Here is a 21,074-nt window from a genome sequence, read left to right as displayed (position 1 = left end):
CTGGCATTGGTTGTCAGCATACGGTAAAACGCCGCCTCATTCGTCTACCTGCGTATACCTTACTTTTCAACCCGTTTCAATGGCTAACCAACCCACAACCGCACCTGCCAAAACCTTCGCCCTGGGTGGCGAGCTGACCGTTAACCGCATGGGCTACGGCGCCATGCGCATCACCGGCGACGGAATCTGGGGTCCGCCCCAGGACCATGCCGAGTCCCTCCGGGTGCTACGGCGCGCCGTGGAGCTGGGCATCAACTTCATCGACACGGCCGACAGCTACGGTCCCAACGTGTCGGAGGAGTTGATTGCCGAGGCCCTGCACCCCTACGCCCCCGGCCTGGTGATTGGCACCAAGGGTGGCCTGCTGCGCACCGGCCCCAACCAGTGGCCCATCGACGCCAGCCCCAAACACCTCAAAGAAGCCCTGGAAGGCAGTTTGCAGCGCCTGAAGCTCGACCAGATTGACCTCTACCAGCTCCACCGCGTCGACCCGAACGTGCCGTTCGAAAAGACCCTGGAATTTCTGCAACAGGCCCAGGAAAACGGCCTGATCAAGCACATCGGCCTCTCGGAGGTGACGGTGGAGCAGATTCAACAGGCCCAGCAGTACGTGAAGGTGGTGTCGGTGCAGAACATGTACAGCGTGGACAACCGCAAGTGGGAAGCCGAGCTGGAATTCTGCGAGCAGCACGGCCTGGCCTTTATTCCGTGGTATCCGCTGGCCGGCGGCAACGAGCAGGCCCTGAGCAAGCTCACCCAGATTGGCCAGAAGCACGGCGCGAGCAAGCAGCAAGTGGCCCTGGCCTGGCTGCTGCACCGCTCGCCCAACATCCTGCTGATTCCGGGCACCTCGAAAGTAAAGCACCTGGAGGAAAACGTGAAGGCCGCCGACGTGCAGCTCACGGCCGAGGATCTGGCCGAGCTCGACAACTTCGGCCGCTAAGCAGCGCCGTTTAGGCGGCGCAAGCCAACCCCGGCCCCAACCCGGCCCGTACGGAGTACTCTCGGCAGTGCTTCGTGCGGGCCGATTTGCGTTTGCATTGCACTGCCTAACGCGGTCCGCCCCAAGGAAAGCCGCTTATTGCTCACTTAAAAACTCGCCCATGACCCGTTCCTCCGACTTGCAGCGCTTCGTCTCGGCCCAGGCTACCGACTACGCCCCGGCCCTGGCCGAAATCAAGGCCGGGCGCAAGCGCAGCCACTGGATGTGGTACATTTTTCCCCAGATTCAGGGGTTGGGCTTCAGCGAAACGTCCCGGTTCTACGCCATCCAGGACCGGGCGGAAGCCGAAGCCTACCTCCAGCACCCGGTGCTGGGCCCGCGCCTGCTCGAAATCAGCCGGGCCCTGCTGGCCTTGCCGGGCACCGACGCCACCCGCATCCTGGGCAGCCCCGACGACGTGAAGCTGCACTCCTCGATGACGCTTTTCGCCGCCCTCGCCCCCACCGACCCGGTTTTCCAGCAGGTGCTCGACAAGTTTTTCAACGGCGCTCCCGATGCCAAAACCCGGCAGCTGCTCAGCCCGGCGGGCTAGCTCCCGGCCGCTTTTTGGCGCCGGTAAAGCAACCAGCTGCCCAGGGCCGCCACGGCCAGGCTGGCAATAATGGCCGTGGTGGGCACGGCCCGCGCCGGGGCCGGCGGCTGGGCAAAGCGGGCAATGTCCTGGTCGCGGAACGGCTCCCGGCGCAGGGTGGCCAGAATCAGGCGGGCGGCTTCGGCGGGCTGGTCCCACTGCGGGAAGTGGCCGCAATTGGCAAACCAGTGGAGGCGGGCGTCGGGAAACTTGGCCACGGCCCGGGCGGCCTGGGCGGGCAGACACACCCGGTCCTGCTGGCCCCAGCCGATGACGAGCGGAGCCGGCAGGGAGCCGGCCGGGGCGCCCTGCTGAGCCGGGCCGTGGGCCAGCGTGTCGAGCAGCTCCCCGAACACCGGGGTGTGGGCCAGGGAGTACATTTCGTTCTGGGCGTGCTCAGTGGGCAGGGCCCAGGGCCGGGCCGAAAACTGCGGCAGCAGGGCCGTGCGCCCCACCGCGGAGCTCATCAGGGCGGGCATCACGGGCTGCAGGGCCGTCACCAGCTTCTGGGAAATAGCCACCGAGTGGTAGAAAAACGGCACCTCCCAGCCGGCCCAGAACCCGCCGGGGTCCAGGGCCACCACCGCGCCCAGCACGCCGCCGCGCCGGGCCAGCTCCAGCACCAGCCGGGCCCCCATCGAGCTGCCCACCGCGTCGATGCCCAGCAGGTCGTGCTCGGTCAGGAAGGCGGTCAGCGCGTCGGCCAGGGTGGCAATGGTGTGCGCCCCGGCCAGCGGCGGCGAGGCCCCGTGCCCGGGCAAATCGACGGCTATGACCTCGTGGGCGGCCGTCAGGGCGTCGAGCAGAGGGTTCCAGGAGCGCCAGCTGCCGCCGATGCCGTGAACCAGAAGAAGAGCCGGGCCGGCGCCTTGCCGAATGTAGTGCAGTGCCATAGGATGGGGGAAAACGCCGGGCGGAAAGCCGGGTGGGGGAAAAACGTTTACTGGCATACGCCCCGGCACCGGTATAGTTAGCCGTAACGCGAAGTTCTACCGTCGCGAGCCGTTGCCGACGTAGCGGGCGCAAGCCGCCCGCTGCTCCTGGCGCTCCTGGCGCGGACCACCCGCCGCGTGGAACTTCGCGTTACGGCGTAGCTTTGCCCCTCACCCCGGCCGCCCCCATGCCCACGACCTTCCCCTTCAAGATTTTCGCCCTGCCCGCCGCGATGCGCGTGGAGGACTTCCAGTTCGGCATCACCGCCGACGTCGAGGTCGACCCGGCCCTGGAAGGCCATTTCTACCTGTTCGAAAAGCACGGCTACGGCGGCGGCGGCACCAGCTGGGAAGAGCACATCCTGACCATTCTGGAAGAAGCAGCCCCCGACTTGCTGGAGCACGTGGAAGGCTTCTCCACCGAGGCCAACCTGCTGTTCTACGCCGACTCCGAAGCCGCCGTGCGGGAGTTTATGGCCCGTATTCAGCCCATCTTCGCCGATTTGGGCAGCCTGAGCAAGTACCTCGGCCAAACCGACCCCAGCGACTTTTTCGCGTAGGGCGCGGAGGCGCGGCTTGTCGTCGAACAGCTCTGTTCCAAGCAGCTTCAGCAACGCCTGAGAAGCTGTTTAAGTAAAGGACGAAAGCTGTCGGCCCGCGGTAGAGACGCAAGATGTTGCGTCTCGTCGTTGAACGACTCCTCGTTGCACCCTGCCCTGCTATGGTGCAACGAGGAGACGCAAGATGTTGCGTCTCCTCGTTGCTGAATTCGCTGCCCCCAGCGGCCAACTGTTCAACGAGGAGACGCAACATATTGCGTCTCTACCGCGCCTCCAGATTCAGCTTCAAGTCCCGGAGGCGGCCGCGCACGTTGGCAGCCAGTATATAGCGCACCAGTGGGGTCAACGGGGCCAGGGGAAAGCGCAGGGCGAAGGAGTAGGTAAAAATGGTGTTGGTCAGCTCCGGCGTGACGGGCTCGAAGCGCCAGGAGCCGGCAAACGCGCGGAACAGGTTCATGGGCCGGGTCAGGCGGATGGCCGCTACCGTGGGCCGGTTGAAGGACACGTACTCGGTTTCGAGCCCGAGACCGTGCCGGGATACGCACCACGACTTCACGCCCTTGGCCGCCTCGGTGGCCCCGTCGAGCAGCACGGCCTCGCGCAGAAACGTGTCCCAGACCAGGCGCTGACCGTAGTCCTGGGTATAGTCGAACACCTGCTCGGCCGGGCGCTCAATCTGGATGGCTTCGATAAACTTGGTCTGCTTCATTGCTCGGCGTTGCGTTTGATGGAAGTTAGCAGATAGCGCTGAAACACGCGCAGCACCAGCGTGATGGGCGGCAGCAGCACGTAGCGCAGGCGACGCTGCACGCTGTACTGGGTTTCGAGCCGGAGCCAGGTACCACCCGCCTCATCCTGACGCAGGTAATACGAGCCGGCCAGCATCCGGAATATTCCCGCCGACAGCTCAAATACATAGCCCACCCGAAAGCCGGGCTCGGGGTTGAACCGGAAGGAATAGCGCGTATACGGCTCCCAAATCAGGATTTTCTGCTCGAACTTCTTCCCGTTGGCAAAGTATGCGGTGCGGCTGCCCCCGGCCCCATCCGTGAGCAGCTCGGCCCGCAGCGGCTTGGGCACGTCGAGCAGGCGGAAAAGCAGCGGATCGGCAAACTGCTCGAGCTGCACGTTGGTGATATGGTCCCAGACCACCGCCGGAGCGGCCTCAATCCGGATTTCCGCCTCGATTATTTTTTCCGTGTGCGCGTGGGTCATTGCCGGCTGGGTAGGTGCGGGGCGAAGGTAGCCCCGGCACAGACAACAGCCCCGGCCCGGTGGGTAGTGCCGGCGCATGCGGCGCATGAGTAGTTGTGCCTTTTGCAACACCAACCAGAAGATGCTACCCGTGTGGCGTACCTTTTGAAAATAAAAACAGAAGGTACTCCAACGCAGTAGTACCTTTTAAAAAATAAAACAGAAGGTACTCCAATCTTGTCGTACCTTCTGTTTTATTTTTTAAAAGGTACGCCACAAGGTATGGGCCGCATCACTCCCCCTCGTTCTTTCTCCTCCAGCCCGGCCGCCGACGTGCGGGAGCATTTTGCCCTCACCCAGGCCGATCTGGCCCGCTGGCTCCAGGTCACCGTCCGCCACGTGGAGGCGGTGGAAGCCGGCCGGCGGCAGTTTTCGCCCGCCGTCGAGCGCCGCTTGAGCCACTTGGCGGACATGCGCCTGACGACCCGCCCGCTCCCCCCGCCCGCGCCGCTGCCGGCGCCCGCGCCCCCGGCCTACCAGGTAACCGACGAAGCCTCCGTCGTGCGCAAACGCCAGCGGCGCTGTGCGCACCTGGCCTATAACCTGCGCTACGAGCTCGAAAACCTGGCCTTACAGGATGCCACCCTGCTGCGCCGCCGGCAGGGGCTGGCCGTGCTGCGCCAGGCCCTGGCCACGCCCGGCTCCGTCTTCGACCCCGCCTTTGAACCGGCCGAGGCCGAAAAGTGGCTGGCCCGCCTCGAAGCCGCTATTGCCGCCGTGCCCCGCCCCGGCCCCCTGGCCCGCGCCCACCTGGTGCTGCGCGAGCGGCTGCTGCGCGAAGAAGCCGAGGCGCTGGCGCGGCTGCTGGAGCAGGAAGAGCCGGCGGCTTCCTGAGCAGCCAAGCGCGTGTAGAGACGCAACCTTGCGTCTCAATCGTTGAACGACAGGGCCAGGACGCTGTAGATACGCGCCCCTTCGCATCTGGGCGTTGGCTTCGCCGCCATTAGGCCGCTGATATTGTCGGGCTACCCTGTCGTTCAACGCGGAGACGCAAGTATGCGTCTCTACATCGTTCGGGCTCTGCACTGCACGGCGGGGCACAATAGCCTCAGCGGGCGACATACCGGTGGCAGTTTGCCCCCACAAAGGCCCAATGCCCCAGCGGGGCGACACTGCTCAAGGCCAGGTGTCGCCCCGCTGGGGCTTTTCAGAAACAGAAAGAGCATTTATTCTACCGACATTTCGCCCCGCTGGGGCTTGTATTTGCCCTGCTTATTCGGGTTGGATACTATTTTCAATCTTCCCGCTCCTGAAATATGCCTATTACCCTAAACGAATTACTGGCTAACAGGGGCTTGTCCCTTGCGGCCTCTATCAAACTGGTACGCCACAAAGACCAGCGGCAAGCTTTTGATCCGCATGGTTGGTACCGTCGTGAAAAGGATAGGTTTCTGGAATACCAAAGTCAGCAAACCAGCGACATATTCAGAGGTTGCGACTATATCGTGTCGTTTTTGGGTGAAGAAAACGGCCGGGCTCGTTTCGTGGGCGTTTTTCAGGTGGCAGGCTACGACATGCGCCCCAACGACCCACATCTATACTACCGCCTCACGGAGGTCGTGGGTTTTGAAGATCTATCCGAGCGGGTTATTATTAATTGGGGCGCCGCTACCATTAGCTGGCACCAATGGCTGCGCCCCGCTGGACCTGACGCAAAAGTGGTAGTGGAAATTCAGCCGCAGCCTTTTGCGCGGCCTTTCAAAGATTACCTTGACTTCGTGCTCGACTTCGACGAGTTGAAAACCCTGGTGAAAAACACTGGCGCTGGTGACGAATGGCAACGGATGCTTTCCGCCGTGGCGGGTATCTACCTGATTCTTGACACCCACACCGGCCAGCAGTATATTGGCTCAGCCGCTGGCCTGGGCGGCATCTGGCAGCGCTGGGCCAGCTACGTCAGCACCAACGGACACGGCGGCAACGTACGGTTGGAGGCGCTGCTCGCCACCGACCCGCAGTATGCGCGGCATTTTCGGTTTACGATACTCATGACGCTCCCCAAAACCATGACGAGCAAGGAAGTACTGGCCCGCGAAACCCTGTACAAGCACAAGTTAGGCAGCCGGACTTTTGGCCTGAATCTGAATTAACCACAATTCTCCCCGACCTTCGGCCACCATTTTGCCGTTTCCGTTGTTACCAGCGGACTTCATAACGACTACCCTTTTGTCTGAACAACCTACCTATACCGACCCGTACGCCATCGAGAAAGAGCTGCGCAAGGTGCAGGCCCTCATGAAGCTGGAGCAGAAAGAGGACCTCGAACAGTTTAAAATCAAGAGTGCCCAGGCCACCATTGCCGAGCGCCAGAAGCGCGGCCTGACCTGGTACCCGGTGAAAATCACCCAGGAAGAAATCGGCTTCGGCGGCAAGCTGGTGCTCGAAATTGAGCGGCCGGCGGGCCAGGGCGGCCTGCACCTGTTTCAGGTCGGCAAAAACGCGGCTTTGTTTGGCAACATTCCCGGCCGCGCCGCCTCCGACCGCCCCACCCTGTCGGGCGTGATTACCAGCGTGAAGCGCAATAAAATCCTGCTGGCTACCAACAAGGAAGACCTGCCCGACTGGGTCGACGACGGCAAGCTGGGCGTGGACCTGACCTTCGACGAGGTGAGCTACCGCGAGATGGAGCACGCCCTGGGCAAGGTGATGGGCGCCTACGAAAACCGCCTGGCCGAGCTGCGCGACGTGCTGCTGGGCGTCAAGCCCGCCCGCTACCGCCCCGAAGCCGAAGCCACTTTGTACTACCCTTCGCCCCTGAATGAGTCGCAGCTGGCGGCCGTGCGCCACGTGCTGGCGGCCAAGGACGTGGCCATTATTCACGGCCCGCCCGGCACGGGCAAAACCACCACGCTGGTGCAGGCCATCCTGGAAACCATCCGGCGCGAGCGGCGGGTGCTGGTGTGCGCGCCCTCGAACACGGCCGTGGACCTCTTGACCGAAAAGCTGGCCGAGCGGGGCGTCAACGTGATTCGCATGGGCAACCCCTCGCGCGTGTCGGATCTGCTGCTGCACCACACCCTCGACGCCCAGATTATGGAGCACAAGAGCTACGGGGAGCTGAAAAGCATGCGCCAGACGGCCGAGCAGTACCGCGAGCAGGCCGGCAAATTCAAGCGCCACTTTGGCTGGGAGGAGCGCGAGCAGCGCCGTCTGCTCAAGGAAATGGCCCACCAGATGCTCCAGGACTCCGACAACCTGGAGCGCTACATCACCGAGGACCTGCTGGAGAAAGTGCAGGTCATTACTTGTACGCTGGTGGGCGCTTCGAACCGCGCCATTCGCCACCTGACCTACGAAACCGTGTTTATCGACGAGGCGGCCCAGGCCCTGGAGCCCGGCTGCTGGATTCCGATAACCAAGGGCAGCCGGGTGGTGCTGGCCGGCGACCATCAGCAGCTGCCGCCCACCGTGAAAAGTGACCAGGCGGCCCGGGACGGCCTGCGTGAGACGCTGTTCGAGAAGTGCATCAAGCGCCAGCCCGACGCGGCCCGCATGCTGGAAGTGCAGTACCGCATGCACGAGCAGATCATGGCGTTCAGCTCCGAGCAGTTCTACGAAGGCCGCCTGAAAGCCGCGCCCGGCGTGGCCCACGCCGATTTGCCCGCCTACGACCTGCGCTTCGCCCCCGACCTGCCGGTGGAGTTCCTGGATACTGCCGGCTTCGGCTTTCAGGAGCTGGGCATTGAGGAAAGCCGCTCCATTGCCAACCCCGAGGAAGCCGACCTGCTGCTCAAGCGCCTCTCGCAGCTGCTGGAAGTCTACGACCCGGCCGACCACACCGACGACTTGCTCACCATCGGCGTCATTGCCCCCTACCGCGCCCAGATCAACTACCTCAAGGACGCGGTGGAAGACAACGACGAGCTGGTGGGCCTGATGGAGCACCGCATGCTCAGCATCGGCACCGTCGACTCGTTCCAGGGCCAGGAGCGCGACATTATTGCCATCAGCCTCACGCGCAGCAACGCCCAGAGTGAAATCGGCTTTCTCAGCGACATTCGCCGCATGAACGTGGGCATGACCCGGGCCCGCCGCAAGCTGCTCATCGTCGGCGACTCCAGCACCCTGGGCTCCCACCCCTTCTACAAAGCCTTCCTGGACTACGTGGAAAGCATCGGGGCGTATAGAACCGCCTGGGAGCTGCAGTAGGGCCTCACCCCGGCCCTCTCCCGAAGAGAGGGGAGCTTAGTAGCACTGCCGAATAAAAGCTACTGCTTCTCAGCAGTGGCTTTTAGCATTCTGTTACAACGGTAGCAGTTGCGGAGGCGTAAGCCGACGTAGCTGCGCAGCACCAGAGCGGCAGGCTCCCCTCTCCTCGGGAGAGGGGCCGGGGGTGAGGCAAAACCCTATTTCCCGCCGATCAGTATCAGTAGTACGCAGCGCCGCTTTTTACCCGGCATTTCCGTAACTAGCCGCCCGAAACCGTTTTTTCACCCAACCCGGATACTTAATCCACCCCGAGTATGGCCCAGATCAGCCCCAATAAAGTCGTCACCATCACCTACGACTTGAGTGTGACCGACGAAAACCAAGAGAAAGTACTGGTAGAATCGGCCGAGGCCGACGCCCCGATGGTGTTCCTGTTTGGCCAGAGCGGCCTGCCCGAGGAGTTCGAGAGCCAGCTCAGCGGCAAAAGCGCCGGCGACGCCTTCACCTTCAGCCTCACCCCCGAGCAGGCCTACGGCGACTACGACCAGCAGGCCGTGGTCGACATTCCCAAGAACGTCTTCGAAATCGACGGCAAGATTGACGAGGAAATGCTGCAGGAAGGCAACTTCCTGCCCATGTCCGACAACCAGGGCAACCACATGCAGGGCAAAATCGTCGAAATCGGCGCCGACACCGTGAAGATGGACTTCAACCACCCTCTGGCCGGCATGGTCATGCACTTCGACGGTAAGGTAGCCGCCGTGCGCGACGCCACGAAAGAAGAGCTGGACCACGGCCACGTACACGGCGAAGGTGGGCATCACCACTAAGATTTGGCTATATGCTGATAATGAAAACGGGGCCGTGTGGCCCCGTTTTTTGTTTCTATATTTTAAAAATAACTATCTATTGATTCTGATTATAATCGACTGTGCTTCCTCCAAAGACAATTCATGTTTATTCTGAATATCAAGTCTATCGTCTTGAATAGCAATTGCCCTCTCCCATTTTCTTCTAAAGATTTCTTCTAATACTTTGTCTTCTTCATGGTTAAATCCTGAGTTTATATTTTGCTCAGATAAATAACATGTACCGACCTCTTTGCCATTGTCAGCATCCCAATAGCAATACAGCAGAATGTTGACGTAATCATTTACTTGCCTCAAAGGTTCGCCTGATTCAACATCAAATTCTACGTAAGCTAAACCAGAACCAAAGTTTGTATCTTCTATATAGTACTTGTATACCTTTTTCATAATTCTTTTTACTAGCCAAATAACCCTACTCCCCCAGCGGCTCAATTCCGAACGTAACCCGCGCGCCCAGCGCCAGAAACACTTTTTGCAGTGTGTCGAGGGTGATATTGGCGGTGCTGCTTTCCAGGCGGGAAACCTGGGCTTTCTTCACCCCGATTTTGTCGCCCAGCTCCTGCTGGGTCATGTGGCGGGCTTTGCGCAGCTCCTTGATCTTCTCGGCAATGACTTCCGCCCGCAGCTCGGCTTCGTAGGTGTGGCGCTCCGGTGTGCCCTCGGCTCCTACATAGCTGCTTTTCACATCCTGAAACCGTTTGAGCCGGATGGACTGGGTTTCGGCGGCGGGCTGGTTGGTAGTAGTAGCCATGAATGGGGTAACGTTTAAGTGGTGTGTGGTGAGTTAGCGGCGGCCCGCAAGCCAGGCTTGCCGGACACGCTCGGCGCGGGCAATATCGGCGGCGGGCGTCTTCTGGGTTTTCTTATCCAGGCCGTGGGTGCAGATAATGAGCGTATCAGTAGCACCCGTGGTATCCCAGAAGGCAAACAGCCGGTAGGTGTGGTTTGGCCCATCAACGCGAAACTCCCAGATGTCGGCCGTGTTCGTCATTTTCTGAAACCAGTCGCCTTTAAAGCCCAGCTCGGTTTTCTCGAATGCTTTAGCAAACCGCTTCCTAACTTCCGGAGCCAGCGCCAGCACAAAGGCATCGGCTTCCTCAGTTAAGGCAACGGCAATCGGCTTTTGCATGGAGAGCAGCCCGTCAGTCAGTAGTAAAGACGCGGCAACGATACAAAAAAGTTTACATTCCTGTAAACAATCTTTCCTCCACCCCCGCCCGCAGCTCCGGCCAGAACTCCCGAAAATCTACCTCGTACGCCCCCCGCTCCGCCAGAAACGCGGCGGCACCCGTGGCCAGCACGGCCCCGCTGGGCACGCGGCGGCTCAGGCCCAGCAGGGCGCGGTGCAAGCCTTCGGGCTGGGCGTAGCCGGTCAGCCAGTCGCCCTGGCGCATGTACTGGAGCATGTGCTGCAGGCGCTCGGGCAGCTCGTGGCGGCGGGCGTGCAGCAGGGCGTAGAGGCGCTGGCTGAACGCGGGCAAAGGCTCGGCGGGGTGAAAGTGGGCGAAGTCGCGGGCCAGCAGGTGGTCGTAGCCCATATCGGCCACCACGCCGGCCCACTTGCCCAGGCCGGCCGCGCGCAGGCGGGCAGTGGTGCGGCGCACCACGGGGTGGCCGTCGGTAAACGAGTCGATGAAGCGGTGCAAATGAATGCCGCGCTGCACGGCGGCGGGGTAGGCCAGCACCTGGGCCCGGCCCCGCACGGCCTCGGCGGCAAAGTTGCCGATAACGATATCCGCGTAATCGGGGGCGGCGGGCGAGCCGGAGAGCAGCAGGTGGGCCAGGAAGTTCATTAATAGAGGCAATGCCGTAGCGCGAACTTTGTAGTTCGCGTAGCCCGCGCCGTTTGGGCCGTTCCGGATACCTACACGGCGCGGGCTACGCGAACTACAAAGTTCGCCCTACAATGTTAACGGGCTCCGGGAGCCGGTAAGCTCAACCCCACGGGGCGCAAAACCGTACAGCCAACCAGACCGCCCGACGTATCGGCGGGCACTATTCTTTCCGCTCTTTACTAAAACACCCCAACTCATGGCTACCGAAACGCCCGTAACCAACGACCTGACCACCCTGCTCGATAAAATCAAAGACGTGCGCATCGCCATGCTCACCACCCAGGATGAGGATGGCAGCCTGCGCAGCCGCCCCATGTACACCCAGAAGCCCGACGGCAGCAGCGCCCTGGTGTTCCTGACCGATAAGGACTCGGCCAAAGTCTACGAAGTCAAGAAGGACAGCCATGTGAACCTGAGCTACGCCAAGCCCGACGACAACGTCTACGTGTCCGTTTCGGGCCGGGCCAACGCCTACCGCGACCAGGCCGAAATCGACCAGCTCTGGAGTGAGCCCATGCGCGCCTGGTTTGCCAAGGGCAAGGAGGACCCGAACATCTACATCTTGAAAGTAGAAATCGACAAGGGCGAGTACTGGGACACGCCCAGCAGCACCCTGACCCAGGTAGCGGCCTACGTGAAAGCCCTGGCCACCGGCGAGCGGGCCACCTCCGACGACGTGAACGAGCACGCCAAAGTAAACGTGAAGTAAGCTCCCGGGCTTACTTAGCAAAAAGGGCCGGAAGCAATTCCGGCCCTTTTTTGTTGTTTTAGGGCTATAAGCTAGGAGCTAGTTCCCCTCCTTCCTTCAAGGAGGGGTTAGGGGTGGTTCAATCGTAGAACGACCTTTAGAACTGGGCTTGGTCCGTACGGCTCCCCCAACGATTTTCTAGCTCTAGCTTACCACCCCTGACCCCTCCTTGAAAAGAAGGAGGAGAACTAGTTTCGTAGCTTCACTTGCCACACACGACCCTCACCATTTTCACCCTGCGGCCCGGCACTACGCGCTGGGGGCTGGCCCGCATGGGCACCGCGCCCCGGCAGCTGCAACGGGTGCCAGGCCTGCGCTTTTTCAAGATGCTGGGCAGCGGCTTTGATTTTGGCCTCAAGCCCAACTTCCGCCGCTACGCCCTGATGGCCGTCTGGGAAACCGCGGCCGACGCCGATGCCTTCCGGGCTTCCCACCCGCTGTGGCAAGCATATCAGCAGCACAGCACCGAGCAGTGGACCATGAGCCTGGCCCCGCTGAAAGCCCACGGCCGCTGGGACGGCCGCAACCCCTTCGACTACCAGACCGCCGAACCGGCCGCCGCGCCCGACGGCCCGGTGGCCGTGCTGACCCGCGCCTCTATCAAGCTCTGGAAGGCCCCGCAGTTCTGGCGCGCCGTGCCCGCCACCAGCGCCGCCTTTGCCCGGGCCGAGGGCGTGCGGGCGGCCATTGGGCTGGGCGAAATTCCCATCGTGCGCCAGGCTACGTTCAGCGTGTGGGAGTCGGCCGGGGCCATGCAGCAGTACGCCTACCGGGGGGCGGCGCACAAGGGCGTCATTCAGCGCACCCGCCAGGAGCAGTGGTACGGCGAGGAGCTGTTTGCCCGTTTCCGCGTGCTTTCTTCCGAAGGCACCCTCGACGGCCGCAACCCGCTGGAAGGGCTGCTGTAGCCAGTTCTACCGAAATTTGGGCGAGGAAATCCGGGTTTGGTGCTTGATAATCTCTACCGGCCGGTTTTGGGGGTAGTCTACCTGAAAGCCGAACTGTAGCCGCTGGCTGGCCCCGGGGGGCAGGGTCAGGACCCAGGTGAGCTTGCCGGTGCGCTCGTCCAGCCGGGCCCCGCCGGTGTTGAGCACCTTCACCTCGATTTCCTTTTCCTCCGAAATGGGTACCTGATCCAGAATGCGGATGCGCACGGCCGCAGCATGATTGTTGCGCACGTTCAGCTCGTAGGTAAGGCGCACCCGGCGCTTGTCGCTCAGGGGAACGTTGCCGCTGAAGTCTTCCAGCTTGGCCCGGCCTACCACCAGCTGCGCATCGTGGCCCAGGGCTACTTCCAGCGAGTCGTTGTAGGCTCGCTCGTTCAGCTCGGTAGTGCCCACGTAGGAGCCCTGGTGGTACACGCTGGCCTCCTCGGGCAGTTGCAGGCCTTCCCAACCGGTGACCTTGGCCTGCAAAAACACTTGTTCCGACAGCCGCGGAATGGCCAGGTATTCGGGGCGGGCCGCCAGGCGCACGGGCGGCAGCGCCAGCTCCCGCCGCCCGCCGGAAGCCAGCGTTACGGCTTCGGGCACTTCGTAGCGGGTGCTCTGGGGTACTTCCACGGGCTTGCCCTTGGCCGTGCCCTTCACCACGAACTGGTCGATGCGGCCCTCGCCGATATGGTCGCCGCCGTCGAAATCCAGCGCCCAGGGCTCCAGCACGGGCCGCGACACGTCTTCGCCCAGGTTGTGGCGCATCAGCACCACGCGCACCCGTTCCCAGGCCAGCCCCGACTGATTGCGCAGCACCCCGTGCGGAACGAACTGCAGCTGCTGCCCGCTGGCATCGGCGCGGATATCGAGCCTGGGCTGCCACGGGGCCCGGCTGGCGACGTAGTAGCGCAGCGTCAGGGGCACGGTCAGGGCCCGCTCGGCCCGCACCAGCAGCACCAGCCGGTTGTCGGCCCCGGTGGCGGCCGCGCGGGGCTGCAGGGCGGTGGTCTGGGCCAGCAGGCGGGCCTGCTGGGTTTGCAGGCGGTTGGTTTCCAGCTGAATTGCCACCAGGCGAGTACGCAGCAGCGTGGCCCCGCGCTGCACCTCGGCGCTCCAGCTGGCCTGGGGGCCCGCCGCCACGGTCCGGTTGGCCAGCAGAAAAGCCTTTTCCTGGTCCAGGCCCTGGAGCTCGGCCTCGGTGCGCCGCAGCTCCTCGGTGGCGCGCGTCAGGCTATCCACGGCCGACGTATTCAGTGCTACCGGGCCAGCGGGGGCATCGTCGGGGCCCAGGCTTAGCACTTCGGCCCCGTCCCCGAGCTCTATTTCCAGCGTTTCGGGGTTTATTTTGGGTGATACCCCCAGCAGGGCCAGCCGGTTGAGGCCCGCGGCCAACGGCACCCGCGCCTGGTGCTCCAGCGCCGTGCCGTTCAGATACACCGTTACGGTAGTCAGGGCCGGCCGCACCGGCACGGGAGCCGTTTGGGCCGCGCCGCGCCGATAAATTACAGAGAAAAGCAGGAGCAGCAGCCAGTAGCGGTAGCGCATACGGAACAGCGGGATAGAATACATGGACGGAGCAAGTTGCACAACTTTCCCCAGCGTGGAGCTTCCCGCTGTTCGGTATTCGGCAAATAACCGCCCCGCACTTGTTCCAATACACCTCGTAACCGGGGCACAACACGGCGGGCCCAACGCAAACCACGTTCGTCCGGAGACAAAACAGTCCCGCCCCCATCGAAAACACTTCCACCCAAGCCCGAAACGCCTCCGACGCAAGGCGAAACACTTCTTCCCGAATCCGAAACACCCGCTCCCGACTGCCTAATCCGGGCAAGAATTACCCTTTCCCGGCATTTCCGCTTAATTTCGCCAGTTCAGCAAGTAACCACCTAATCGGAAGCCCATGCCCGGCTATAGTCCCCAGGAAATTGAGAAGAAGTGGCAAGCCCACTGGAAAGCCAATAGCACTTTCAAGGCCGATAACCACTCGGCCAAGCCCAAGTACTACGTCCTCGACATGTTCCCCTACCCCTCGGGGGCGGGCCTGCACGTGGGGCACCCGCTGGGCTACATTGCCTCCGACATCGTGTCGCGCTACAAGCGCCTGCGCGGCTTCAACGTGCTGCACCCCATGGGCTTCGACTCGTTTGGCCTGCCCGCCGAGCAGTATGCCATCCAGACCGGCCAGCACCCGGCCCTGACCACCGAGCAGAACATCGACACCTACATCCGTCAGCTCAGCTCCCTGGGCTTCAGCTACGATTGGAGCCGCGAGGTGCGCACCTCCGACCCAGCCTACTACAAGTGGACGCAGTGGATTTTCCTGAAGCTGTTCAACAGCTGGTACAACCTGGACACCAACCGGGCCGAGCCGCTGAAAACCCTGCTCGACAAGTTTCAGCAGAACGGCAGTGAGGGAATCCGGGCGGCCGGCGACGAGGAAGAGCGCCACAGCTTCACCGCCGGCCAGTGGCAGACCTTCACCGAAAAGCAGAAACTCCAGGCCGTGCACCCCTACCGCCTGGCCTACCAGCAGGATACTTACGTGAACTGGTGCCCCGGCCTGGGCACGGTGCTCAGCAACGACGAGGTGAAGGACGGCCTCTCCGAGCGGGGCGGCTTCCCCGTGGAGCGCCGCCTGATGCCCCAGTGGAACCTGCGCATCACGGCCTACGCCGACCGCCTGCTCCAGGGCCTCGACACGCTCGACTGGCCCGACGCGGTGAAAGAAATGCAGCGCAACTGGATTGGCAAAAGCATCGGGGCGGAAGTCACGTTCCAGGTGCAAGGCCACGAGCAGGCGCAGATCAAGGTGTATACCACCCGCGTCGACACCATTTACGGCGCCACGTTCCTGGTGCTGGCGCCCGAGCACGAGCTGGTGAAAGAGCTGACTACCCCGGAGCAGCAGGCCGAAATCCAGGAGTACATCGACGCCACCAAGCGCCGCTCGGAGCGCGACCGGATGGCCGACACCAAAACCGTGTCGGGGGCCTTCACCGGCTCCTACGCCCTGAACCCGTTCAGCAACGAGCCCATCCAGATCTGGATTGCCGACTACGTGCTGGCCGGCTACGGCACCGGCGCCGTGATGGCCGTGCCCTCGGGCGACCAGCGCGACTACGTGTTTGCCAAGCACTTCGGCCTGCCCATCGTGCAGGTCGTGAATCAGCAGCAGATTGCGGAGCAAGCCGACCCGACCAAGGAAGGCACCTACCTGCACGGCCTCATTCAGGGCCAGGACTACCAGCAGGCCACCCAAACGCTGATTCAGCAGCTCGAGGAGCGCGGCATCGGCAAGGGCAAAACCAACTTCCGCATCCGCGACGCCATCTTCGGCCGGCAGCGCTACTGGGGCGAGCCAATTCCGATTTACTACAAAGACGGCGTAGCCTACGGCGTGGCCGAGGCCGATCTGCCCCTGGTGCTGCCCGAAATCGACGAGTATAAGCCCACCGAAACCGGCGAACCGCCCCTGGGCCGCGCCAAAGACTGGAAGTACCAGGGCCTCTACGAGTACGAGCTGAGCACCATGCCCGGCTGGGCCGGCTCCAGCTGGTACTACCTGCGCTACATGGACCCGCACAACGCCGACCGTTTCGTGGGCCAGGAAGCCGAGAAGTACTGGCAGAACGTGGACCTGTACCTCGGTGGCGCAGAGCACGCTACGGGCCACTTGCTCTACTCCCGCTTCTGGCATTTGTTCCTGAAAGACCTGGGCCTGGTAACGGCCAACGAGCCCTTCCAGAAGCTCATCAACCAGGGCATGATTCTGGGCCGCTCGAACTTCGTGTACCGCATCAACGGCACCAACACGTTCGTCACGCTCGGCAAGAAAGACCAGCACGAAACCACCGCCCTGCACGTGGATGTCAGCATTGTTAACAATGACGTGCTGGACACTGAGGCTTTCAAAAAGTGGCGGCCGGATTATGCTGATGCAGAGTTCATCCTCGAAGACGACGGCCGCTACGTCAGCGGCTGGGAAGTCGAAAAAATGTCGAAGGCGAAGTTCAACGTCGTGAATCCGGACGTGCTGGTCAATCAGTACGGAGCCGACGCGCTACGCCTCTACGAAATGTTCCTGGGGCCGCTGGAGCAGTACAAGCCCTGGAATACCAACGGCATGAGCGGCGTGGCGGGCTTCCTGAAGAAGTTCTGGCGCCTTTACCACCCCCAGGACGGCAGCTTCGCCGTGACGGAGGACGCGGCAGCTCCCGCCGAGCTGAAGGCCCTGCACAAGGCCATCAAAAAGGTGGAGGAAGACATCGAGAAGTTCTCGTTTAACACCACCGTCAGCGCCCTGATGATTACGGTCAACGAGCTGACGGCCCTCGACTGCCACAAGCGCAGCATCCTGGAGCCCTTGGTAGTGCTCATCTCGCCCTACGCCCCTCACCTGGCCGAGGAGCTGTGGGTGACCCTGGGCCACGAGGCCGGCAGCATCAGCTCGGCCGCTTACCCCGAGTTCCGGGAGGAGTACCTGGTGGAAGACACCGTGAACTACCCCGTGGCCATCAACGGCAAGGTGCGCGAAACCCAGCAGTTTGCCGCCGCCGCCACCCCCGCCGAAATCGAGGCTACAGTGCGCGAGTCGGGGTTCCTGACGCGGTTTGCCGAGGGCAAGGAGCCCAAGAAGTTTATCGTCGTGCCCGGCCGCATGGTGAACGTGGTGGTGTAAGGACTACGGCACCGTATTGGCCCGAAAAAGGCCCGCTGGAATACTCCGGCGGGCCTTTTTTCTGGATCAGGCGAAGCCTGAGCTACGGGTACTGCCGGCCGCGGCAGCTAGCTTTCCTGCTCGGCGGCGGCCAGCTCCTCGCGCTGCTTTTTGGGCAGGGAAGCCCGCACCAGGTCGTAGGAATGGTCGATGAGCGCGCGCAGCTGCCCGGCGGGAATGCCGGTGCCGACCAGCACCGTGTTCCAGTGCTTTTTATTCATGTGGTAGCCGGGCAGCACGTAGTCGTGCTGCTCGCGCAGCTCCTGGGCGCGCTCCGGGTCACACTTCAGGTTGATGCTGCCGAAGGTGTCGATGTCGGTGAGGGCAAACACTTTGCCGCCGACCTTAAACACCAGGGTTTCCGGGCCGAAGGGCGTTTCTTCGGTCACGCCGGCTTTGAGCAGGCAATAGTCGCGGAACTCTTCGATGTTCATACGCTGCGCGGCCGGACTTTGGTTAGCGGGTAAACAGGCGGTAGAGCACCACGCACAACCCCACCAGGAACATGGCCATGCTCAGCTTATTGATGAAGTGCATGGTGCGCAGGTTGAAGTTGGTTTTGCGGTTGGGGTCGTTTTTGCGGAAGAAATATCCGAGTGCGGGCCCGAAGTTGAACAGGTTGCGGCCTTCCATATCAGTTGTTTGTAGGTTCGTTTTCAGAACATCCGCCGGGGCAGAATGATTTGCCGGCAAGGTAAATAGATTCCGGAAAACGCCGGGACGACCGGTCGTCAAGTGCCTGCAACTTGCCCGGGGCCGGCTGCGTCGTTAGCCGGCTTTTCTCCTCGACTTCTACCCTTTCCCAACCCCCATGCGCCACCCTTTCCTCTCGTTCCTGCTGCTCGTGGCCGGCGCCACGGCCGCCCGGGCCCAGAAAGCCCCGGCCAATGCCGCCGAAACGGCCGCCGTGCAAAAGACCATTACCACGTTTTTCGACGGCATGCGCCAGGGCGACAGCACGATGGTGCGCGGCACGCTGGCCCCGGGCGTGGTGCTGCACACCATCAGCCCCAAAAATGGCGGGCAGGTGGAAATTGAGCCGGCCAACGCGTTTCTCAAGGCCGTGGGCACACCGCACCCGGACGTCTACGATGAGCGCATCACCTTCGGGCAGGTGCTGGTGGACGCTCCCCTGGCCAGCGTCTGGACGCCCTACCAGTTCTACGTGGGCACCAAATTCAGCCACTGCGGCTATAATTCCTTCCAGCTGGTGAAGCTGGCCGGCAACTGGAAAATCGTGCACATCATCGACACCCGGCGCAAGGACGGCTGCCCGTAATGGGCGCTAAAACGCCGGAATGCGCCGCAATGGCGTGTCGTCCACCTTCCAGCAGTCCAGCTCGTACAATTCGCCCTGCTGGTCGAGGTAGAGCGACACGAAGACCGGCACGCCGTCTTCGTCCAGGAAGCGGGTGGCCGCAATTTTCTCCCCCAGCCGCCGGTCGGGCCGCGCATTGCTGAAGCGCAGGCTGCCGCTGGCCGCGGCGTCCAGCTCCGTGACTTCGATGGAGTAGAGCCGGCCCAGCAGGTGGTCGTAACGGGGCTGACCCCGCAGCAAAAAGACCAGCAAGCCCAGCTCGGGCAGTTTCAGCACACGGTTGGTCATGGGTACTTTTTCCTCGCTAGTGCCCTGTTGTATACGCAGCGCCGCCGGAAAGGGGAAGGCGGCCGGAGCCCAAAAAGGCAGTCAATGCGTTGAACAAGCCCCCTTACAAGGCCAGGATAGCGGCGGCCGACAGCTGCGTCAGACTCGCTACCACCTGGTCGGCGTGGTGCAGGTCCTGCCCCTCGGAATGCTCGCTTTGGTAGCCAATGCAGACCATGCCCGCCGCCTTGGCCGCCGTCACGCCGTTAGCCGAGTCCTCGATGACGACGCACTCGTGGGGCGGAATGCCGGCCAGCTGGGCGGCGTGCCGGAAAATGGCCGGGTCGGGCTTGGAGCGGGGAAAATCTTCGCCGCTGACCAGGTTGTCGAAGTACGGGTAGAGGCCGAAGCGGGTGAACACGCGGGCAATGGTTTCCTTGGAGGCCGACGAGGCCAGCTGTAGCGGCACGCCGGCCTGGTGCAGCGCCTCAATCAGGGGCCGGGCGCCGGGCAGCAGCTCCAGCTCCCGGGATTCGTCGAAGGACTTGCCAAACAGCTCCCGCTTGCGCTGAATCAGGGTTTCTACCTCCTGCTCCAGGCCAAACTGCGCCTTGAGCGTCTGGTACACGTTGCGGGTGGAAGCGCCCAGAAACGTCGCGTATTCCTCCCGGGTCATGGGAATGCCCAGCTCGGCGAAGTGGCGGAAAAAAGCGTCGTGGTGAAGCGGCTCGGTGTCGACCAGCACGCCGTCCATGTCGAAGATAACGGTGCGAATCATGCAGGGGAAGTAAGTGGGCGGGCAAAGGTAGTACTCCGACCGGGCCGACGGAGCAAAAAGAACGTCATGCCGAACAAAGGAAAGCATCTGGCGTGCAGCAGTAATTTTACTTACCCTTGCACGCCAGATGTCTCGCTCAGGCCCGGCATGACGTTCTGTATTTCTATTCGCCCTACTTCCCGGCGGCGGCCACGATGTCGGGCACTTCCAGCACGGGCTTGGGGTAGCCCCGGCGCACCACGCTGAGCATGGCCTGTCCCAGCTCGGCCAGCGTCGAGGCAAACTTGGGCAACACGGCGCGGACAACCGGGTAGAGCCAGCCAAAGTACTTGTAGTACGACAGCACGTGCTGCTGCCCCGGCGTGGGGCGTAACAAGCCCGGCCGGAACATGTAGGCGCTTTTGAAGCCCAGCGCCAGCAGGTCGTTTTCGGTGCGGCCCTTCACCCGGGCCCACATGCTGCGGCCGTGGGCCGAGCTGTCGGTGCCCGCGCCCGAGACGTAGCAGAACGTCAGCTCGGGGTTGCGGGGCAGCAGCGTCTGGGCGAAGTGCAGGGTAAGGTCGTAGGTCAGGCGCTGGTACTCGGGCTGCTTCAGGCCCACCGACGACACGCCCAGGCAGAAAAAGCAGGCGTTGTAGCCCACGAGCTGGTCCTGAATCGGCGACAAATCGTGGAAGTTCTGGTGGATGATTTCGCGCAGCTTAGGGTGCGTCACGCCCGAGGGCTTGCGGCTGATGCTGAGCACCTGCTCCACGTCGGGGCTGTGTAGGGCCTCGTGCAGCACTCCCTCGCCCACCATACCGGTCGCCCCGGTCAGAATTGCTTTGATCTTCATACGTCAGTAGACGGCTGAGCGGGGCGGATGTTTTACATCTGGTACTGAACCTCTTTATTCAGGGCAGCGCCAGGGTTGTAGAAAACTTCGCCAGCAAAGGAGTTGTTTTCTACACTGGTTGTAGAAAACCAGAAAGAAAAAGGCAGCGTTTTCTACAGCTGGCACCAGTGCATCAGCGCTTAACTAGGCGTTTTCTACTTGTTTCAAAGCAGTTTCGGCGTCAATGCACCCGTTGTAGAGACGCAATATGTTGCGTCTCGTCGTTGCTGATGTTGTTTAGTACAGGCAAGGTGGCGCGTTTCC

At 62.4% G+C, this 21,074-nt stretch carries 24 protein-coding genes; 11 read left to right on the top strand and 13 right to left on the bottom strand.

Translation table 11 applies throughout. The features are described 5' to 3' along the window. Nucleotides 1-79 precede the first annotated feature (79 nt). A complete protein-coding gene (locus tag E5K00_RS03370; protein WP_135461679.1) occupies nucleotides 80-943 on the top strand; it encodes an aldo/keto reductase in 864 nt (287 codons plus the stop codon). Nucleotides 944-1,103: 160 nt separating this feature from the next. Then, on the top strand, nucleotides 1,104-1,535 hold the full coding sequence (locus tag E5K00_RS03365; RefSeq protein WP_135461677.1) for a DUF1810 domain-containing protein: 432 nt from the start codon (nucleotides 1,104-1,106) through the stop codon (nucleotides 1,533-1,535). Here E5K00_RS03365 and E5K00_RS03360 read toward each other — a convergent pair. Further along, a complete protein-coding gene (locus E5K00_RS03360; RefSeq protein WP_135461675.1) occupies nucleotides 1,532-2,467 on the bottom strand; it encodes an alpha/beta fold hydrolase in 936 nt (311 codons plus the stop codon). The genes E5K00_RS03365 and E5K00_RS03360 overlap by 4 nt on opposite strands. Before the next feature lie 227 nt (nucleotides 2,468-2,694). Here E5K00_RS03360 and E5K00_RS03355 point away from each other — a divergent pair, with 227 nt between their 5' ends. Next, nucleotides 2,695-3,066, top strand: coding sequence for a hypothetical protein (locus tag E5K00_RS03355; protein WP_135461673.1), 372 nt, complete (start codon nucleotides 2,695-2,697; stop codon nucleotides 3,064-3,066). Nucleotides 3,067-3,328: 262 nt separating this feature from the next. Here the strand turns inward: E5K00_RS03355 and E5K00_RS03350 are convergent, their stop codons facing one another. After that, nucleotides 3,329-3,775, bottom strand: a complete 447-nt coding sequence (locus tag E5K00_RS03350) for an SRPBCC family protein (RefSeq protein WP_135461671.1) — start codon at nucleotides 3,773-3,775, stop codon at nucleotides 3,329-3,331. Further along, complete coding sequence (locus E5K00_RS03345) at nucleotides 3,772-4,281, bottom strand: SRPBCC family protein (RefSeq protein ID WP_135461669.1); 510 nt, start codon at nucleotides 4,279-4,281, stop codon at nucleotides 3,772-3,774. The genes E5K00_RS03350 and E5K00_RS03345 overlap by 4 nt, the downstream gene beginning before the upstream one ends. Nucleotides 4,282-4,542: 261 nt before the next feature. On the opposite strand from E5K00_RS03345, the gene E5K00_RS03340 reads away from it, so the two are divergent. The 4 genes from E5K00_RS03340 to E5K00_RS03325 all read left to right on the top strand — a co-directional run bounded on the left by E5K00_RS03340 (nucleotide 4,543) and on the right by E5K00_RS03325 (nucleotide 9,299). Continuing rightward, nucleotides 4,543-5,154, top strand: a complete 612-nt coding sequence (locus E5K00_RS03340) for a helix-turn-helix domain-containing protein (RefSeq protein ID WP_135461667.1) — start codon at nucleotides 4,543-4,545, stop codon at nucleotides 5,152-5,154. A gap of 422 nt (nucleotides 5,155-5,576) precedes the next feature. Beyond that, the gene (locus E5K00_RS03335) at nucleotides 5,577-6,410 is read left to right on the top strand and encodes a GIY-YIG nuclease family protein (RefSeq protein WP_135461665.1); all 834 of its coding nucleotides are present in this window, start codon (nucleotides 5,577-5,579) and stop codon (nucleotides 6,408-6,410) included. Between the two features lie 76 nt (nucleotides 6,411-6,486). Next, nucleotides 6,487-8,469: an AAA domain-containing protein gene (locus tag E5K00_RS03330; protein WP_135461662.1), complete on the top strand. Its 1,983-nt coding sequence runs from the start codon at nucleotides 6,487-6,489 to the stop codon at nucleotides 8,467-8,469. Nucleotides 8,470-8,783: 314 nt separating this feature from the next. Further along, on the top strand, nucleotides 8,784-9,299 hold the full coding sequence (locus E5K00_RS03325) for an FKBP-type peptidyl-prolyl cis-trans isomerase (protein WP_135461660.1): 516 nt from the start codon (nucleotides 8,784-8,786) through the stop codon (nucleotides 9,297-9,299). Between the two features lie 72 nt (nucleotides 9,300-9,371). Here the strand turns inward: E5K00_RS03325 and E5K00_RS03320 are convergent, their stop codons facing one another. From E5K00_RS03320 to E5K00_RS03305, 4 genes are read right to left on the bottom strand one after another with little or no spacing between them, the layout of a single operon-like run. Continuing rightward, nucleotides 9,372-9,725, bottom strand: coding sequence for a hypothetical protein (locus E5K00_RS03320; RefSeq protein ID WP_135461658.1), 354 nt, complete (start codon nucleotides 9,723-9,725; stop codon nucleotides 9,372-9,374). Nucleotides 9,726-9,750: 25 nt separating this feature from the next. After that, nucleotides 9,751-10,089: a helix-turn-helix domain-containing protein gene (locus E5K00_RS03315; protein ID WP_135461656.1), complete on the bottom strand. Its 339-nt coding sequence runs from the start codon at nucleotides 10,087-10,089 to the stop codon at nucleotides 9,751-9,753. Nucleotides 10,090-10,122: 33 nt separating this feature from the next. After that, nucleotides 10,123-10,467 carry a type II toxin-antitoxin system RelE/ParE family toxin gene (locus E5K00_RS03310; RefSeq protein ID WP_135461653.1) on the bottom strand — a complete coding sequence of 115 codons (345 nt, stop codon included), beginning with the start codon at nucleotides 10,465-10,467 and terminating at the stop codon, nucleotides 10,123-10,125. Nucleotides 10,468-10,519: 52 nt separating this feature from the next. Continuing rightward, complete coding sequence (locus tag E5K00_RS03305; protein WP_135461651.1) at nucleotides 10,520-11,131, bottom strand: acyl carrier protein phosphodiesterase; 612 nt, start codon at nucleotides 11,129-11,131, stop codon at nucleotides 10,520-10,522. 238 nt (nucleotides 11,132-11,369) lie between these two features. Here E5K00_RS03305 and E5K00_RS03300 point away from each other — a divergent pair, with 238 nt between their 5' ends. Both E5K00_RS03300 and E5K00_RS03295 read left to right on the top strand, forming a co-directional pair. After that, a complete protein-coding gene (locus tag E5K00_RS03300; protein WP_135461649.1) occupies nucleotides 11,370-11,882 on the top strand; it encodes a pyridoxamine 5'-phosphate oxidase family protein in 513 nt (170 codons plus the stop codon). 245 nt (nucleotides 11,883-12,127) lie between these two features. After that, the gene (locus E5K00_RS03295) at nucleotides 12,128-12,829 is read left to right on the top strand and encodes a spheroidene monooxygenase (RefSeq protein WP_167856737.1); all 702 of its coding nucleotides are present in this window, start codon (nucleotides 12,128-12,130) and stop codon (nucleotides 12,827-12,829) included. A 6-nt stretch (nucleotides 12,830-12,835) separates the two neighbouring features. On the opposite strand, the gene E5K00_RS03290 is transcribed toward E5K00_RS03295, so the two are convergent. Next, nucleotides 12,836-14,422: a DUF4139 domain-containing protein gene (locus E5K00_RS03290; RefSeq protein ID WP_135461647.1), complete on the bottom strand. Its 1,587-nt coding sequence runs from the start codon at nucleotides 14,420-14,422 to the stop codon at nucleotides 12,836-12,838. Nucleotides 14,423-14,756: 334 nt separating this feature from the next. On the opposite strand from E5K00_RS03290, the gene leuS reads away from it, so the two are divergent. Beyond that, nucleotides 14,757-17,534: a leucine--tRNA ligase gene (leuS, locus tag E5K00_RS03285; protein WP_135461645.1), complete on the top strand. Its 2,778-nt coding sequence runs from the start codon at nucleotides 14,757-14,759 to the stop codon at nucleotides 17,532-17,534. Nucleotides 17,535-17,641: 107 nt separating this feature from the next. On the opposite strand, the gene E5K00_RS03280 is transcribed toward leuS, so the two are convergent. Both E5K00_RS03280 and E5K00_RS22750 read right to left on the bottom strand, forming a co-directional pair. Next, on the bottom strand, nucleotides 17,642-18,007 hold the full coding sequence (locus tag E5K00_RS03280) for an MmcQ/YjbR family DNA-binding protein (RefSeq protein WP_135461643.1): 366 nt from the start codon (nucleotides 18,005-18,007) through the stop codon (nucleotides 17,642-17,644). A 22-nt stretch (nucleotides 18,008-18,029) separates the two neighbouring features. Further along, on the bottom strand, nucleotides 18,030-18,206 hold the full coding sequence (locus E5K00_RS22750; RefSeq protein ID WP_167856736.1) for a DUF6728 family protein: 177 nt from the start codon (nucleotides 18,204-18,206) through the stop codon (nucleotides 18,030-18,032). 178 nt (nucleotides 18,207-18,384) lie between these two features. On the opposite strand from E5K00_RS22750, the gene E5K00_RS03275 reads away from it, so the two are divergent. Then, entirely contained in the window at nucleotides 18,385-18,852 is a 468-nt protein-coding gene (locus E5K00_RS03275; protein WP_135461641.1) for a nuclear transport factor 2 family protein, read from the top strand. A gap of 6 nt (nucleotides 18,853-18,858) precedes the next feature. On the opposite strand, the gene E5K00_RS03270 is transcribed toward E5K00_RS03275, so the two are convergent. The 3 genes from E5K00_RS03270 to E5K00_RS03260 form a co-directional block, all read right to left on the bottom strand. Beyond that, the gene (locus E5K00_RS03270) at nucleotides 18,859-19,179 is read right to left on the bottom strand and encodes a DUF6984 family protein (protein ID WP_135461639.1); all 321 of its coding nucleotides are present in this window, start codon (nucleotides 19,177-19,179) and stop codon (nucleotides 18,859-18,861) included. A 103-nt stretch (nucleotides 19,180-19,282) separates the two neighbouring features. After that, on the bottom strand, nucleotides 19,283-19,936 hold the full coding sequence (locus E5K00_RS03265; protein WP_135461637.1) for an HAD family hydrolase: 654 nt from the start codon (nucleotides 19,934-19,936) through the stop codon (nucleotides 19,283-19,285). Nucleotides 19,937-20,108: 172 nt separating this feature from the next. Beyond that, a complete protein-coding gene (locus E5K00_RS03260; protein ID WP_135461635.1) occupies nucleotides 20,109-20,771 on the bottom strand; it encodes a Rossmann-fold NAD(P)-binding domain-containing protein in 663 nt (220 codons plus the stop codon). Nucleotides 20,772-21,074 lie beyond the last annotated feature (303 nt).

It is taken from the genome of Hymenobacter aquaticus (genome assembly GCF_004765605.1).
Classification (GTDB): Bacteria; Bacteroidota; Bacteroidia; order Cytophagales; family Hymenobacteraceae; genus Hymenobacter; species Hymenobacter aquaticus.
The sequence above is the reverse complement of the archived record's forward strand: the minus strand, read 5'-3'. Positions and strand labels throughout refer to the sequence as shown.